General features: G+C 69.0%; 13 protein-coding genes. 3 read left to right on the top strand and 10 right to left on the bottom strand.

Features of this window, described 5'->3' with window-relative positions; genetic code table 11:
* Positions 1 to 25 precede the first annotated feature (25 nt).
* From BLQ28_RS16925 to BLQ28_RS16915, 3 genes are read right to left on the bottom strand one after another with little or no spacing between them, the layout of a single operon-like run.
* A complete protein-coding gene (locus tag BLQ28_RS16925; protein WP_093241515.1) occupies positions 26 to 469 on the bottom strand; it encodes an RNA-binding S4 domain-containing protein in 444 nt (147 codons plus the stop codon).
* 3 nt (positions 470 to 472) lie between these two features.
* Positions 473 to 1894 carry a sensor histidine kinase gene (locus BLQ28_RS16920; protein ID WP_093241512.1) on the bottom strand — a complete coding sequence of 474 codons (1422 nt, stop codon included), beginning with the start codon at positions 1892 to 1894 and terminating at the stop codon, positions 473 to 475.
* Positions 1891 to 2574, bottom strand: coding sequence for a response regulator transcription factor (locus BLQ28_RS16915; protein WP_093241510.1), 684 nt, complete (start codon positions 2572 to 2574; stop codon positions 1891 to 1893). Before BLQ28_RS16915 ends, BLQ28_RS16920 begins: the two co-directional genes overlap by 4 nt.
* Positions 2575 to 2710: 136 nt before the next feature.
* On the opposite strand from BLQ28_RS16915, the gene BLQ28_RS16910 reads away from it, so the two are divergent.
* The 3 genes from BLQ28_RS16910 to BLQ28_RS16900 all read left to right on the top strand — a co-directional run bounded on the left by BLQ28_RS16910 (position 2711) and on the right by BLQ28_RS16900 (position 5871).
* Positions 2711 to 3670, top strand: coding sequence for a tripartite tricarboxylate transporter substrate binding protein (locus BLQ28_RS16910; RefSeq protein ID WP_093241507.1), 960 nt, complete (start codon positions 2711 to 2713; stop codon positions 3668 to 3670).
* Between the two features lie 142 nt (positions 3671 to 3812).
* The gene (locus BLQ28_RS16905) at positions 3813 to 4349 is read left to right on the top strand and encodes a tripartite tricarboxylate transporter TctB family protein (protein ID WP_093241505.1); all 537 of its coding nucleotides are present in this window, start codon (positions 3813 to 3815) and stop codon (positions 4347 to 4349) included.
* A gap of 1 nt (position 4350) precedes the next feature.
* On the top strand, positions 4351 to 5871 hold the full coding sequence (locus tag BLQ28_RS16900; RefSeq protein WP_093241502.1) for a tripartite tricarboxylate transporter permease: 1521 nt from the start codon (positions 4351 to 4353) through the stop codon (positions 5869 to 5871).
* A 109-nt stretch (positions 5872 to 5980) separates the two neighbouring features.
* On the opposite strand, the gene BLQ28_RS16895 is transcribed toward BLQ28_RS16900, so the two are convergent.
* The 7 genes from BLQ28_RS16895 to BLQ28_RS16865 form a co-directional block, all read right to left on the bottom strand.
* The gene (locus BLQ28_RS16895) at positions 5981 to 7381 is read right to left on the bottom strand and encodes a dihydroorotase (RefSeq protein ID WP_093241500.1); all 1401 of its coding nucleotides are present in this window, start codon (positions 7379 to 7381) and stop codon (positions 5981 to 5983) included.
* A gap of 40 nt (positions 7382 to 7421) precedes the next feature.
* A complete protein-coding gene (locus BLQ28_RS16890) occupies positions 7422 to 7982 on the bottom strand; it encodes a gamma carbonic anhydrase family protein (RefSeq protein ID WP_093241497.1) in 561 nt (186 codons plus the stop codon).
* A complete protein-coding gene (folE2, locus tag BLQ28_RS16885) occupies positions 7979 to 8899 on the bottom strand; it encodes a GTP cyclohydrolase FolE2 (RefSeq protein WP_093241495.1) in 921 nt (306 codons plus the stop codon). The genes BLQ28_RS16890 and folE2 overlap by 4 nt, the downstream gene beginning before the upstream one ends.
* Before the next feature lie 108 nt (positions 8900 to 9007).
* A complete protein-coding gene (locus BLQ28_RS16880; RefSeq protein ID WP_093241492.1) occupies positions 9008 to 12118 on the bottom strand; it encodes an efflux RND transporter permease subunit in 3111 nt (1036 codons plus the stop codon).
* Between the two features lie 18 nt (positions 12119 to 12136).
* The gene (locus BLQ28_RS16875) at positions 12137 to 13342 is read right to left on the bottom strand and encodes an efflux RND transporter periplasmic adaptor subunit (RefSeq protein WP_093241489.1); all 1206 of its coding nucleotides are present in this window, start codon (positions 13340 to 13342) and stop codon (positions 12137 to 12139) included.
* The gene (locus BLQ28_RS16870) at positions 13339 to 14835 is read right to left on the bottom strand and encodes an efflux transporter outer membrane subunit (protein ID WP_093241487.1); all 1497 of its coding nucleotides are present in this window, start codon (positions 14833 to 14835) and stop codon (positions 13339 to 13341) included. Before BLQ28_RS16870 ends, BLQ28_RS16875 begins: the two co-directional genes overlap by 4 nt.
* Positions 14832 to 15569 carry a TetR/AcrR family transcriptional regulator gene (locus BLQ28_RS16865; protein ID WP_176801133.1) on the bottom strand — a complete coding sequence of 246 codons (738 nt, stop codon included), beginning with the start codon at positions 15567 to 15569 and terminating at the stop codon, positions 14832 to 14834. The genes BLQ28_RS16870 and BLQ28_RS16865 overlap by 4 nt, the downstream gene beginning before the upstream one ends.
* Between the last annotated feature and the right edge of the window lie 22 nt (positions 15570 to 15591).

Genomic DNA, 15591 nt, shown 5'->3' with positions numbered 1-15591 from the left:
AAGGAAAGGCGACAGCGTACGCGAATCAGCGGTCGGTTTCGTCGGGGTCGAGCGAGGCGCTCCAGCGGCTGTCCCATTCGGCATGGCGCACCGCGCCGTCCAGGTCGCGCCGGTCGCGCTTGGTCGGGCGCCCCTGTTCGATGGCCAGGGCCGGCTCGCTCCCCATGCGGCGCTGCTCGCGCAGGGCGGCCTGCGCCGCGATGCTCTCGGGCGTTTCTTCGTAGAGCTGCTGGGCCACGGGCGCCGGTCCGCGCTGGCCGCTGATGCCGCGCACCGTCACGGTTCGCGTCTGCACGCCCAGGCGCATCGTCACCGTGTCGCCGGCCTTGACCTCGCGCGAGGCCTTGGCGATGTCGCCGTTCACCTGCACCCGGTTCTTGCCGATTTCCTCCGCGGCCAGCGAGCGCGTCTTGAAGAAGCGGGCGGCCCAAAGCCATTTGTCGATGCGCAGACGTTCCGGAGATTCCATAGATCAGGAATTGTGCCGCGAGAGCGGCAGCCGCACGACGGCATCGAGCCCGATCACCTGCGCGGCGTCGTCCTTTGCCGTGCGGTTGTCCAGGCTGATGCGCCCGTTCAGCGCCAGCACGATCTCGCGGCAGATCGCCAGCCCCAGCCCCGAGCCGCTCGACGTACTGCCGGCCGAGAAGGGCGCGAACAGCCGCTGGCGCAACTCGGGCGAGATGCCCGGGCCGCCGTCGCGCACCGTGAGCACGGCGTCGTCGCCCTCGGCGTGCACCGACACCGACAGCGCTGCGCCCGCCGGGCTCAGCTTGATCGCGTTGTGCAGCAGGTTGCGCGTGAGCTCCTGCAGCATCCACTGGTGCGCGCGCACCGTCACCGGCTCGTCGATGGCCAGCTCGAAGTCGAGCGCCTTGTCGGCCACCAGCGGCGACAGGTCGAGCGCGATGTGGCGCACCACCTCGCCCAGGTCGAGCGCCACCGATTCCGGCTGCTGGCGCAACTGCTCGACCTTGGCAAGCGACAGCATCTGGTTGGCCAGCGTGGTGGCGCGCTCGACCGTCTGGCTGATCTCGCTGAATGCCTGCTCGGGCGCGACGTCGCCGCGCCGCGCCGACTGCACCTGCGCCTTGAGCACCGCCAGCGGCGTGCGCAACTGGTGGGCGCTGTCGCGCACAAAGCGCTTCTGGTGATCGAGCAACCGCTGCAGCCGCCCCATGACCTCGGTGGTGGCATCGACGAGCGGACGCAACTCGCGTGGTGCATCGGGTGCGTCGATGGGCGAAAGATCGTCGGCTGCGCGCTTGCCGATGGCTTCGCCCAGCTCGCGCACCGGCCGCGTGGCGCGCTGCACCACGAACACCGTCACCAGCGCGATCACGCCCATCAGCAGCAGCTGCCGCCACAGCGTGTCGACCAGCAGCTTGCGCGCCAGTGTCTCGCGGATCTCCAGCGTCTCGGCCACCTGCACCACGGCCATGCCGCGCCCGCGCGCGCTGGACACGGGCTGCAGCAGCACGGCGACCCGCACCGGCTGGTTGCGGAACTGCGCGTCGTAGAAATCGACCAGCGCCGCGTAGGCGCTGCGGTCGGGGATGCGGCCGCGCCAGAACGGCAACTCGGCAAAGCCCGAGATCATTTCGCCGTCGAGCGCCGAGACCCGGTAGAACAAGCGGCTGCGGTTGTCGGCCTCGAAGGCTTCGAGCGCGGAGTAGGGCACGATCGCGCGCAGGTGCGCCAGCTCGTCGTAGCCCTCCACGTCGAGCTGTTCGCCGATGGTCTTGGCCGAGGCGAGCAAGGTGCGGTCGTAGGCCGTGGTGGCCGCCGCCAGGCTCTGGCGGTACAGGCTCACGCTGTTGATCACGATGAACACCGCAATCGGCGCGAGGATGCCCAGCAGCAGCCGCGCGCGAAGCGACAGGATGCGGGTCATGCTTCCGGTCGCACGAGGTAGCCGAGCCCGCGCATCGTCATCAGCACGGCCCCGGTGCCCGCGAGCTTCTTGCGCAGGCGATACACCACCACCTCGATGGCCTCGTACTGCACCTCGGTCTCGCCCGGAAACACCAGCTCGAACAGGCGTTCCTTGGTGACCGCATGGCCCGGTTTCATCATCAGCGCCTTCAGCAGTGCCAGCTCGCGCGGCGTGAGTTCGAGCAACTCGGCGCGGTTGTAGATGGCGCCGTTGTCGGGCTCGAAGCGCAGCCCGCCGATCTCCTGCGGGTTGAGCCCGGCGTCCGGCCCGATCGCGCTGTGGCTGCGGCGGCGCAGCGCGCGGATGCGGGCTTCGAGTTCGTCCAGGTCGAAGGGCTTGGGCAGGTAGTCGTCGGCGCCGGCATTCAGGCCGACGATGCGGTCGCCCACCGTGCCGCGCGCGGTCAACAGCAGCACCGGCGTGCGCAGCCCTTCCGCGCGGGCCTGGGCCAGCACCTGCAGGCCGTCGAGGTTGGGCAGGCTCAGGTCGAGCGCCACCACGTCGGGTTCGATGGCGCGCCATTGGGCGACCGCCTCGGCCCCGTCACCGCAGACGCGCACGTCGATCCGCCGGCGCCCCAGCGTGCGCTGCAGGGTGATTTGCATCGAGGGGTCGTCTTCGACCAGCAGCAGCTTCATACGGTGGCGGCAGGGGTGTGTACTTTGGTGTTTTCCCCAGTCTGGCGGACAGCCAACTGACAGCGGGGCGGCGCATGATAGCGCTCAGGTTCAAGTCAGGTTCCTTTCAAGTTCCTTCCAGTTTCAGGAGACAACAATGCGTCGCGACACCTTTTTGAAGTCATTGGCCGCACTGGCCGCCGCCGGGGCGCTGCCGCTGTCGGCCCGGGCCGCCGCCAACGTCAAGATGATGATTCCCGCCAACCCGGGCGGCGGCTGGGACACCACCGGCCGCGCACTGGGCAAGGCGCTGAACGACGCCAAGGTGGCCGACACCGTCACTTATGACAACAAGGGCGGCGCCGCCGGCGCGCTGGGCCTGGCCCAGTTCGTGAACGGTTCCAAGGGCGACGCCAACGCGCTCATGGTGATGGGCTCGGTCATGCTGGGCGGCATCATCACCGGCAAGCCGCCGGTCAAGCTCGAGCAGGCCACGCCCATCGCGCGCCTGACCACCGAATACAACGTGTTCGTGCTGCCGTCCAACTCGCCTTTCAAGACCATGAAGGACGTGATCGACCAGCTCAAGAAAGACCCGGGCAGCGTCAAGTGGGGCGGCGGTTCGCGCGGTGCCACCGAGCACATCGCCGCGGCCATGATCGCGCAGAAGGTCGGCGCCGATCCGTCGAAGATCAACTACGTGGCCTTCCGTGGCGGCGGTGAAGCCACGGCCGCCATCCTGGGGGGCAACGTCACCATCGGCGGCAGCGGCTACAGCGAATTCGCCGAATACATCGCCGCCGGCAAGATGAAGGCCATTGCCGTCACCTCCGGCCAGCGCCTGCCTGGCATCAACGTGCCGACCCTGAAAGAGCAGGGCATCGACGTCGAGATCGGCAACTGGCGCGGCGTGTACGGCGCGCCCGGCATCTCGGCCGAGCAGCGCAAGGCGCTGACCGACATGGTGCTGGCCGCCATGAAGAGCGCGTCGTGGGCCGAGTCGCTCAAGAAGAACGACTGGACGCCGGCCGTGCTGTCGGGCGACGCCTTCGCCAAGTTTGTCGACGACGACTTCGCCAGCCTGCGCGCGATCATGACCAAGTCCGGCATGGTCTGAATTGGGCTCGCCCCCAGGCTGCGCGCACTTCGCATCGCGCGCGCCTTCCCCTGCCGGGGGCAACACCCGAGACCCGGTGACGCCGGTTTTCTCGGGGGTTTCTGGCAGGGACGCTTTCTTTCCCTGACTCCGGGAGCAAAAAATGACAACTCCAGATTCCTCGGCCTTGCCGCAACCCGCGGTCACGTGGCCGCAAACCCTGGTCGGCGCCGGCGTGCTGCTGACCGGCCTGGCGCTGGCCTTCGGCGCCATCGGCATTTCTTCCGAGGCCGGCTACGGCGGCGTCGGTCCCAACTTCCTGCCTTGGCTGGTGTCGGGCGTGCTCATGCTCTGCGGCGCGTGGATCCTGTGGGAAGCGCGCACCGGCGGCTTTCGCGAGCTCGATGCGCCTTCGGGCGCCGCGCATGCCTACTGGCCCGGCTTCATCTGGGTCTCGGCGGGGCTGCTGCTCAATGCCGCGCTCATCACCACCCTGGGTTTCATCCTCAGCTGCACGCTGTGCTACGTGCTCGCGGTGCAGGGGCTGCGCCGCGCCAGCGGGCAGGCGGGTGCGAACGCGCCGCGCACCTGGCTGACCGACTTCATCGCCGGCGCGCTGATCTCCGCGCCCGTGTTCTGGACATTCACGCAATTCCTGGCGATCAACCTGCCGGGCCTGACTTCCTCCGGCTGGTTCTGACATGGACATCTTCAACGCACTCATGGCGGGCTTCGCCACGGCGATCACCCCGATCAATCTGCTCTGGTGCCTCGTGGGCTGTGCCCTGGGCACCGCCGTCGGCGTGCTGCCCGGCATCGGCCCGGCGGTGGCCGTGGCGATGCTGCTGCCCATCACCGGCAAGGTCGACATCACGGCCTCGATGATTTTCTTCTCGGGCATCTACTACGGCGCCATGTACGGCGGCTCGACCACCTCGATCCTGCTGAACACGCCCGGCGAAACCGCCAGCATGGTGACCGCGATGGAGGGCAACAAGATGGCCAAGAGCGGAAGGGCGGGCGCGGCGCTTGCCACCTCCGCCATCGGCTCCTTCGTGGCCGGCACCATCGCCACCGTCATCGTCACGCTGTTCGCGCCGTTCGTGGCCGAATTCGCCGTCAAGCTCGGCCCGCCTGAATATTTCCTCTTGATGCTGCTGGCCTTCACCACGGTGAGCGCGGTGCTCGGCAAGAGCACCCTGCGCGGCATGACGGCGCTGTTCGTCGGCCTGGCGGCCGGTTGCGTCGGCCTCGACCAGATCTCGGGCCAAGGCCGCTACACGGGCGGCGTGCCCGAGCTGCTCGACGGCATCGAGATCGTGCTGGTCGCGGTGGGCCTCTTTGCCGTGGCCGAAGTGCTCTACGCTGTGCTCTACGAGGGCCGGGTGGTCGAGGGCCAGAACAAGCTGAGCCGCGTGCACATGACCAAGCGCGACTGGAAGCGCTCGATTCCCGCATGGCTGCGCGGCACCGCCATCGGCACGCCGTTCGGCTGCATCCCGGCCGGCGGCACCGAGATCCCGACCTTCCTGAGCTATGCGATGGAAAAGAAGCTCGTGAAAGACCCCGAGGACAAGGCCGAGTTCGGCACCAAGGGCGCCATCGAAGGCGTGGCCGGCCCCGAGGCCGCCAACAACGCCACGGTGACGGCCGCGCTGATTCCGCTGCTCACGCTGGGCATTCCGACGTCGAACACCACGGCCATCCTGCTGGGCGCGTTCCAGAACTACGGCATCCAGCCGGGCCCGCAACTCTTCACCACCTCGGCCGCGCTGGTGTGGGCGCTGATTGCCTCGCTCTACATCGGCAACGTCATGCTGCTGGTACTGAACCTGCCGATGGTCGGCCTGTGGGTCAAGCTGCTGAAGATTCCGAAGCCACAGCTGTACGCCGGCATCCTGATCTTTGCGACGGTGGGGGCCTACGGCATGCGCCAGAGCGCGTTCGACCTGTTCCTGCTGTATGCCATCGGCCTGCTGGGCGTGGTGATGCGGCGCTTCGATTTCCCGACCGCGCCCGTGGTGGTCGGCATGATCCTCGGCCCGCTGGCCGAAGCGCAGCTGCGCAACGCCATGTCGATCGGCGAAGGCAGCGCGGCGGTGTTCTTCCAGCGGCCGATGTCGATCACGCTGGTGGTTATCGTGGTGGCTGTGCTGGTGTTGCCTCGCGTGGCCAAGCGCATGAGCGAACGCAAGGTGGCGAGGCTCGCGGCCTCCACCTGACGACGAAGGCTTCTGAAACGAGGGGCGCGACGCTGAAAGGCATCGCGCCCCTTTTTGCTTTTTCGACGCCAGAGTTTTTCGGGCCAATGGATGGATCGAATCGGTGTGTTCACCGGCTGTCGCCTGGATGCGGAGAGGGCTGCATCGGCATCGCTTGCCCCAGGAACCGCACGGGGCGCCCCGCCGGCGCGGCGGACAACTCGCCATCGCGCATCACGACCCTGCCGCGCACGACGGTCGCCATCGGCCAGCCGGTCACCCGCAGCCCGTCGTACGGCGTCCAGCCCACCACGCTGGCGATCCACCGGTTCGTGATTTCCCGGCGTGCCGCGAGGTCGACCAACGTGAGGTCCGCGTCGAAGCCCACCGCGATGCGTCCTTTTCCCTCGATGCCGAAGACGCGGGCTGGCCCTGCGCTGGTCAGGTCCGCCAGCCGCTGCAAGCTCAGGCGGCCGTGGTGCACGTGATCGAGCATCACCGGCAGCAGCGTCTGCACACCCGTCATGCCGCTGGGCGAGCGCGGATAGGGCAGTGCTTTTTCCTCGCGCGTGTGGGGTGCGTGATCGCTGCCGAGCACGTCGACCACGCCATTGCGGACCGCTTGCCAGAGCGCCTCCTGGTGGCGTGCGCGGCGGATCGGTGGATTCATCTGCGCCAGCGTGCCCAGGCGCTCATAGCACTCGGGCGCGCTCAGCGTCAGATGGTGCGGCAGCACCTCGACGGTCACGCGCGCCTTGTGCTGCGCGAGAAACTCGATCTCCTCGGCCGACGAGATGTGCAGCAGATGAAGGCGGCGGCCGCTTTCCCGCGCCAGCGCCACGATGCGCCGGGTGGCGCGCAGCGCGCTTTCGATATCGCGCCAGACCGGGTGGTTGCGCACATGGCCCAGGGTCTCGGCGATGCTCCTGCGCTCGCGAAGGCGCGCCTCGTCCTCGGCATGCACCGCCATGCGCCGGCGGCCGTGGCGCAGGATGCGGCGCAGCACCGCGTCTTCATCGGCGAGCAGGTCGCCGAACGAGCTGCCCATGAAGACTTTCACGCCGGCGCAGCCTGGCAGCATTTCGAGTGACGCCAACTGCTCGGCGTTGACGCCGGAACCACCGATGTAGAAGGCGTGGTCGCACCAGGCCTGCGTCTGTGCAATGGCGAGCTTGGCGTTCAGGTCGGCTTCGTGCAGCGTCAGCGGCTGCGTGTTCGGCATCTCGAACACGGCGGTGACGCCACCGAGCACGGCGCCGCGCGTGCCCGCCTCGATGGTTTCCTTGTGCGTGAGGCCCGGCTCGCGGAAATGGACCTGGCTGTCGATCACGCCCGGAAGCACGTGTAGGCCCCGTGCATCGAGCGTTTCGTCGGCGCTCCAGCCGGTGGTGTCGAGCGCCGCGATGCGGCCGTCCACGCAGGCGATGTCGATCGTCTCCACGCCGTTGGGCGTGAGGACCGTGCCGCCGCGAACCAGCAACTCGGCGTGGCGCGTCCGCAGGCGCAGGCGTTGCTGCGCATCGAGGGGCATGGCGCGGCGTTCTTCTCCCGCGCCGCAGAAGCGTTCGCGCTCAGAACTCATTCTGGATTCGCTTGTAGCCCTCGACCAGACGGTTGTTGGTGCGCGCCACGTCCTCCGAGAACTCGGAGGCCCGCGCGGTGACCTTGGGGATGGTGGAAAGATCGGTCTTCGCGCCGATGCGCTCGGTCGACGGCACGTAGAAATCCGGCGGCAGATGGCAGTCGTCGAGCACCGCGTTGTGCCGCACCACGCAGCCGCGCGCGACGGTGCAGTTGAAGAGCACGCTGTTGAATCCGATGAAGACACCGTCGCCCACGGTGCAGGGGCCGTGCACGATGGCGCGGTGCGCGATCGAGGTGCGCTCGCCGATGGTCACGGCGGCACCGGACTTGGAGTGGATGACCACGCCGTCCTGGATGTTCGAGTGCGCGCCGATCACGATCGGGTCCATGTGGCCGTCCTCGTCGACCTCGTCGGCGCGGATCACCGCGTACGGGCCGATGAAGACGTTCTCGTGGACCACCACGCGGCCGCACAGGATGGCGGTGGGGTCGACAAAGGCGCTCGCATGGACCTGGGGCAGGTCGCCCCGTGGGTTGCGGCGGATCATGCAAACACCTCCCCGGCGGATGCGTTGGAAACCCGCGCGAAGGCGTCGTGCGGATGCAGGCTCTCCAGGTGGCGCACGTCGATGCGCGTGACAGCGAAAGACCCGGCGAGCGCCGCCTGCAGCCTGCGCGCCGCGTCCTCGACGTACATGAGGTTCTGGCCGTTCAGCCGCGCAAAGGCCTGCTCGTCGGCGCGCTTGACTGCCCCCTGTGCCGGCGTGCCGAGCGCGGCTTCCGCGAGGTCGATGAGCCGCAGCAGGCCCAGGTCGGGCGCATCGTGCGGCAGGCGGACCTGGATGTCGGCAATGCTTCGCTGGCTGTGCGGCGTGGCCAGGGTCGCATTGTCTTGCAGCCAGGCCAGGGCATCCGCCGTTGCCATCGTCTTGTGCGTGGCGAACCGTGCATCGAAGGCCTGGGCGATCAGTTGCCGCGACAGCGCGGCCGAGCAGGGGCAGGTGGAGGCGTAGGTGACGCGGACCTGTGCGTCGAGCGTGAAGCTTCCGTCGCGCCAGAGGGCCTCCAGCCGCACCGGATAGGCGTTCCAGCCGTGAAGCCCCGGCGTGACGAGTGCGGCGCGCTTGCACAGGAGCTCGAACGACAGCACGAGCCGTGCACGTGCCGAGCCGCAGTCGGCGTGGCTCTCGACCATGGCCCGCAGCAGTTTTTGAAGCGAGGCCGCGCCCAGCTTCTGGCTTTCGGCGCTGTCGCACAGCAGGCGGTACAGGCGCGACATGTGGATGCCCTTGACCTGTGGGTCAGGCAGGTCGACTTCGACGTCGGCGCGCGCATGGACCGGGTGGCGTACGCCGGGATCGTCGGGCCAGATTGGCAGTTCGACACCCCGCATGCCGACTCCATCGAGCGGCAGGGGCATGGGGGAGGCTTCGGTCAGGGCAATGTCGGGTAGTCGCGCGGTCATGATGAAGTGTCGTCAATTAATGCAATTATGTTGCATTAATTGACGGCGGCGCAATGAAGCTCCTTTATCCGGATTCGCGCTGCTTGAGTGCGCGCGCGAGTCCCCTCATCAGTGCTGAGGCGTTTCGACCAGGTCGTCGTCGATGTGCGGATCGGCCGGCTGCCCGCGCAGCTTGCGCACGGTGCGCCGCAGCCAGTGCTCGATGTCGTCCACGTAGGTGAACACGGCCGGCACCACCAGCAGGCTCAGCACCGTCGAGGTGATCAGCCCGCCGATCACCGCCATCGCCATCGGCGAACGGAAGCTCGAATCGGCCGAGCCGAAGCCCACGGCAATCGGCAACATGCCGGCGCCCATGGCGAGCGTGGTCATGATGATCGGCCGCGCCCGTTTGTGGCAGGCGTCGCGCAGCGCGTCCCAGCGGTTCATGCCGTGGTCGCGGCGCGCCACGATGGCGTACTCCACCAGCAGGATCGAGTTCTTCGTGGCAATGCCCATCAGCATGATCAGGCCGATCAGCGAAGGCATCGACAGCGCCTTCTGCCCGATCAGCAGGCCCACGAAGGCCCCGCCCAGCGCGAGCGGCAGGGCGCACAGAATGGTCACCGGGTGCAGGAAGTCCTTGAACAGCAGCACCAGCACGATGTAGATGCACAGCACGCCGGTCAGCATCGCCAGGCCGAAGCTGTTGAACAGCTCGGTCATCACTTCGGCGTCGCCCACTTCGGCCACGCGCACGCCGGGCGGCAGCTTCTGGATCGAGGGCAGCGCCGCCACCGCGGTCTTGGCGTCGCCCAGGCCCACGCCCGACAGTTCGATCTCGAAGTTGACGTTGCGCGAGCGGTCGTAGCGGTCGATCACCGCCGGGCCGCCTTCCATGGTGAGCGAAGCCACCTGGCTCAGCATCACCGGGCCGCGCGCACCGGGCACCGAGAGCCGGCCGAGCAGGTCGAGATCTTGCCGCGCGGAGTCTTGCAGCTTGACCACGATGGGCACCTGCCGCTGCGCGAGGTTGAGCTTGGCCAGCGCCTGGTCGTAGTCGCCCAGCGTGGCCACGCGCAGCGTCTCGGCGATGGCGGAGCTGGTCACGCCCAGGTCGGCGGCGCGCGCGAAGTCGGGGCGCACCGCGATCTCGGGCCGGATCAGGCTGGCGGTCGAGGTGACGTTGCCCAGGCCGGGGATGGTGCGCAGGTCTTTCTCGACCGCGCTCGCGGCAGCGGCCAGCGCCAGCGGGTCTTCGCCGGTCAGCGCCAGGATGTACTTTTCGCCCGAGCCGCCGAGGCCCACGGTGCTGCGCACGCCGGGCAGCGTTTCGAGCGCGGCGCGGATCTGGTTTTCGATCACCTGCTTGCGCGGCCGGTCGCCGCGTGGGTCGAGCTTGATGGTGAGCGTGGCCTTGCGCGTCTCGGGCGTGCCGAAGTTCGCGAACGGGTCGCCGCCCGCGCTGCCGCCCGCCACCGTGGTGTAGACGCTCTTCACGTGGTCGAGCTTCATGACGCGGTTGCGCGTTTCTTCCGCCGCGGCCGTGGTCTGCGCCAGCGTGGAGCCAGGCGCGAGCGACAGGTACACCTGCGTCTGCGAGTTGTCGTCCGGCGGAATGAAGCCGGTCTTGAGCAGCGGGATCATGGCCAGCGAACCGAAGAAGAAGAGGGTGGCCAGCACCATCGTCTTGAAGCGGTTGTGGGTGCTCCACGTCACTGCGCGCATGTACCAGCGCAACCAGCCGGGCTCGGTTTCCTGCGTGACGATGGGCTTGAGGATGTAGGCCGCCATCATCGGCGTGAGCACCCGCGCCACCACCAATGACGCGAACACCGCGAGCGACGCGGTCCATCCGAACTGCTTGAAGAACTTGCCGGCCACGCCGCTCATGAAGGCCGTGGGCAGGAACACCGCGATCAGCGTGAAGGTGGTGGCGATCACGGCCAGGCCGATCTCGTCAGCCGCTTCCATGGCCGCCTGGTAGGGCGTCTTGCCCATGCGCAGGTGGCGCACGATGTTTTCGACCTCCACGATGGCGTCGTCCACCAAGATGCCCACCACCAGCGAGAGCGCCAGCAGCGAGATCACGTTGACCGAGAAGCCCAGCAGGTACATGCCGATGAAGGCCGGAATCGCCGACATCGGCAGCGCAATCGCCGAGACGAAGGTGGCGCGCCAGTCGCGCAGAAACAGCCACACCACGATCACCGCCAGGATGGCGCCCTCGTACAGCAGATGCAGCGAGCCGTTGTATTCCTCTTCCACCGGGTCGACGAAGTTGAAGGCCTCGGTCAACTCCACGTCGGGCCGCTGCGCGCGCAGGTCGGCCAGCGCCTTCTGCACCGCGTGGCCCACTTCGACCTCGCTGGCGCCGCGGCTGCGGGCCACCTCGAAGCCGACCACCGGTTTGCCGTTGAGCAGCGCTGCGGCGCGCGGCTCGGCGATGGTGTCGCTGATGCGTGCCACCTGGTCGAGCCGCACGCGGCGGCCGTCGCTCAGTGCGATCTGCATGTCGGCGAGCTGGTCGGCCGACTGCACCGTGGCCATGGTGCGCACGGGCTGCTCGCTGCCGCCCAGGTCGAAGCGGCCGCCCGCGCTTTCGGTTTGCACCTGGCGCAGCTGGCGCGAGATGTCGGCCGCCGAGGCGCCCAGCGCCTGCAGCTTGGCCGGGTCGAGGTCGACGTGCACCTGGCGCGTGACGCCGCCCACGCGGTTCACCGCGCCCACGCCGGGCAGCGCGAGCAGCTTCTTGGTGACGTCGTTGTCGACGAACCAGCTCAGCGCCTCGTCGTCCATGCGCGACGATGCGATGGTGAAGGCCAGCACCGGCTGCGCCGCGAAGTCGAGCTTGGTGACGACCGGGTCGCGCACGTCGGCCGGCAGGTCGGCACGCACGCGCTGCACGGCGGAGCGCACGTCGTCCACGGCCTCCTGCACCGGCTTTTCGAGGCGGAATTCAACGATCAGCGTGGCGGCGCCGTCCTGCACCTTGGTGGTGATGTGCTTGAGGCCCTGCACGGTGGCGATGGAGTTCTCGAGCTTGCGCGCGACGTCGGTTTCGAGCTGCGAAGGCGCGGCACCGGGCAGCGACGCCGAGACCGTCACGGTCGGCAGGTCGATGTCCGGAAAGTTCTGCACCTTCATCGCGTTGAACGACAGCAACCCACCGAAGGTGAGCAGCACGAACAGCATCACCGCCGGAATCGGGTTGCGTATGGACCAGGCGGAAACGTTCATGGGCGAGTCCTTGTTGTCTTACTTGGCTGCATTGGCCGCGGCGGCGGACGCGGCAGCCTTGGCGGGCCGGGCCCCGGCGGGTGGCGCGTCGACCACGCGCACCAGGTCGCCGTCGTTCAGGAAGCCCGCGCCCTGCACCACGACCTGCGCGCCGTCGGGCAGTGCGCTGGTGATCTCGATGCGGTCGTTCAGGCGGCGGCCGATCTGCACCTTCAGCTGCGACACGTGGTTGTCGGGGCGCAGCAGGAACACGTTGTTGAAGCCGTCGCGCGGCACGATGGCGCTTTGCGGCACCGTGGGTGCCGAGCTGCGGCCGAGTTCGAAGTCGCCGCGCGCGAACATGCCGGCCTTGACGCCGGTGTTCTGCAGCACGTTGGGCAGGTCGACATAGACCAGCGCCGCGCGCGTCTGCGGATCGACCGTGGGCGCGATGCTGCGCACGGTGCCGCGCACCTGCGCGCCGGCGGCGCTGACCACGAAGGCCGGCGTGCCCACCGAGATGCGGCCGAGTTCGGCCGAGGTGACTTCGGCGCGCCATTCGAGCCGGCCCTGGCGGATCAGGCGGAACAGCTCCGTGCCCGCCGAGACCACGCTGCCCACCGTGGCGGTGCGCGCCGAGATCACGCCGTCGTCGGGGGCCAGCACCTGCGTGTTGCGCCCGCGCACCTGCTGCGCCGCCAGCACCGCTTCAGCCGCCTCGACGCGCGCCTTGGCGGTCTGTTCGGTGGTCTGGTACTGGTTGATCTGCTGCTGGCTCAGTGCGCCGGTGGCTTCCAGCGTGCGGGCGCGCGCGGCGTTGCCGGCAGCGTCGGCGGCGGTGGCACGGGCTTCCGCCAGCGAGGCGCGCGACTGCGCGATGTCGGCCTGCACCGTCTCGGGCGAGAAGACCGCGAGCACCTGGCCCTTCTTGACCACGTCGCCCACGTTCACCCGCACTTCGGCCAGCTTGAGCCCGTTGGATTCGGAGCCGACCACGGCCTCTTGCCAGGCCGCCACGTTGCCGTTGGCCGCGAGCGTGAGCTGCAGTTCGGTGGCTTCGGGCTTCGCCACGGTGACGGTCAGGGCCGGCTTGGGCGGATGGGCGCCGTCCTTGGCCTTGTTGTCCGCCGTGGCGGATTCGGCGGCCTTGTCGGCGGGCTTGCGCGACATCCACGTGGCCGCGCCGCCGACGACGAGCAGCGCCAGCAGCGCGATGACGAGAGTGGAACGTTTCATTCTTTTCATGGCGACTTCGCAACCTTGGCGGCCGGTGTGAGGGTCATGGGGGACGATTCGGGGCGGCTCCAGCCGCCGCCCATCGAGCGGTAGAGCGCAACCCAGGCTTCGGTGCGCTCGCGTTGCAGCGAGACGCGCGCGGTCTGCGCGGCGTACAGCGTGCGGCGCGAATCCTCCAGCTCGAACAGGCTGGCCAGGCCGCTGCTGTAGCGGGCCTGCGTGGCATTGAACGAGGCCTGGTAGTTCTGCACCGCGCTGTCGGCATCGGTGGTGCGGGCGGCGGTGGCGTCGAGGTTGACGAGGGCTTCTTCCACCTCGCGCACCGCCTGCCGCACGCTCGCGCGGTAGGTCGACACCGCCTCGGCGTAGCGCGCCTTGGCCGCCTCGCTGTTGGCGATGCGGGAGCCGCCGTCGAGCAGCGGCACGCTGAGCGACAGCGGGCCGATGGTCCAGGTGTCCAGCGACTGCCTGAAGCCGTCGGTGCGGTACTGCAGGCGGCCGATGGAACCCGACAGCGTGAGCTTGGGGTAGCGCTCGGCCTCGGCGGAGCCCACGTCGGCGCTGGCCGATGCCACGCCGAGCTCGGCCGCGTACACGTCGGGCCGCTGCGAGATGGCTTGCGCCGGCACGCTGGCGATGCTGCCCACGACCGGCAGCACGCGCTGCGCGGGCGAGGCCGCGAGCTTTTGCTCGAGCGTGGTTTCGTCGATGCCGCTGAGCGCCACCAGCGCCTTGCGCTGCACCGCGCACTGCGCACGCTGCTGGATGAGCCGGCCCGATGCATCCGAAGCGCTGGCACGCGCCAGCGCGGCGTCGGCCGGCGAGGTGAAGCCGGCGCGCGCCGACAGCTCGGTCAGCCGCGAAGTCTCGGCGCGCGAATGCGCGTCGGCTTGTGCCACCCGCAACTGCTCCTGGCAGGCGCGTTCGGCGAAATAGGCATTGGCCGTTTCGGCCGCCACCGACACGCGCGCGTCGTGCCACTTGGCGTCGGCGCTGTTCTGCTTGGCCTCGGCGGCGTCGCGGTCGGCGCGCAGGCGGCCGAACAGGTCGATCTCCCACTTGGACTGCAGGCCGGCCTGCAGCGTGGTGAGCGGCGCGACCGCCACGCTGCTGCTGCTCGTGGTGCTGCCGGCGCCGCCTGCGCCAAGCGCCGAGCCCGAGACACCGCGGCTGGCCGACGCCGTGCCGTCCAGGCTCGGCAGCAGCGCGGCGCCGGCCTGCACGCGGGTCGAGCGCGCTTCGGCCACGCGCGCCGCGGCGCTTGCGACATTGGGGCTGACGGCTTCGGCCGCGGCGATCAGCTCGACCAGCAGCGGATCGTTGAGCTGGCGCCACCAGTCGGCCAGCGAGGCGAGCGAGCCGCCGTGGGGCAGGGGGGCGTGCCATTGCGCGGGCACGGGCGCCTCGACCTGCGCGGGCGGACGCGTCAGGGCGCAGCCCGAAAGGCCCAGGCCCAGCCCGACCGGCAGGCAGAGGGTGGCAATCAGTCGGAGTCTTCTCATTTCTTCTTTCTCGCAGCAGGTGCGGGAGCCGGAATGCTGGCGGCGGCCGCGGTGCGGCGGCGTGCCTCTTCAGCCTGTACCAGTGCCAGCGCATAGCCCGTCAGGCGGTCGGCCCAGGTGTCGACGCCGCGCGCGGTGCGCAGCAGCGAAGGCCGGATCGCCTCGATGAAGTCCTGGCTCACGTAGAGCTGCATCGACAGGCCGGTGATGGCGAAGGTCAGGCGGTGGATGTCGTCGTCGGCCCGGTCCACCTTCAGGTGGCGGCACAGCAGGTCGGCAATGGCGCGGTGCGGGCCCTTGATGTCCTGTTCGAGCTCTGCGGCCCAGCGGCTGGAGGGCTCCAGCATCTCGCGCATGTGCAGCTGGATGCATTGCCGCACGATCTCGCCCTGCTTGAGCGGGTCGATCATGGCCGACATGCAGATGCGCAGCGTGGTTTCGAGCGACTGGCCGGGCACGTTGCAGGCGGCCACGAGGTCGCTCGAATCGCCGCCCATCGGCTCGTTGAAGGTGGCGGAGTAAAGCCCTTCCTTGTCGCCGAAGTAGTAGCTGATGGCCGAGATGTTGACCTCGGCCTCGCGGGCGATCTCGCGCGTGGACGTCTTGGCAAAGCCCTTTTGCGCGAACAGCCGCAGCGCGGTGTGGAGCAGCCGGTGGCGTGCCTCGGCGCCGTCGCTGCGCGGTGCGCGGCGCGGGGCCTGGGTGATGGTGGCTCTCGCATTCATGGGCGGCATTACACCACGCGGGAAATCAAAC

The sequence above is a fragment of the Variovorax sp. EL159 genome, from assembly GCF_900100965.1.
GTDB lineage: Bacteria > Pseudomonadota > Gammaproteobacteria > Burkholderiales > Burkholderiaceae_C > Variovorax.
This window is presented reverse-complemented; position numbering and strand designations above follow the sequence as displayed.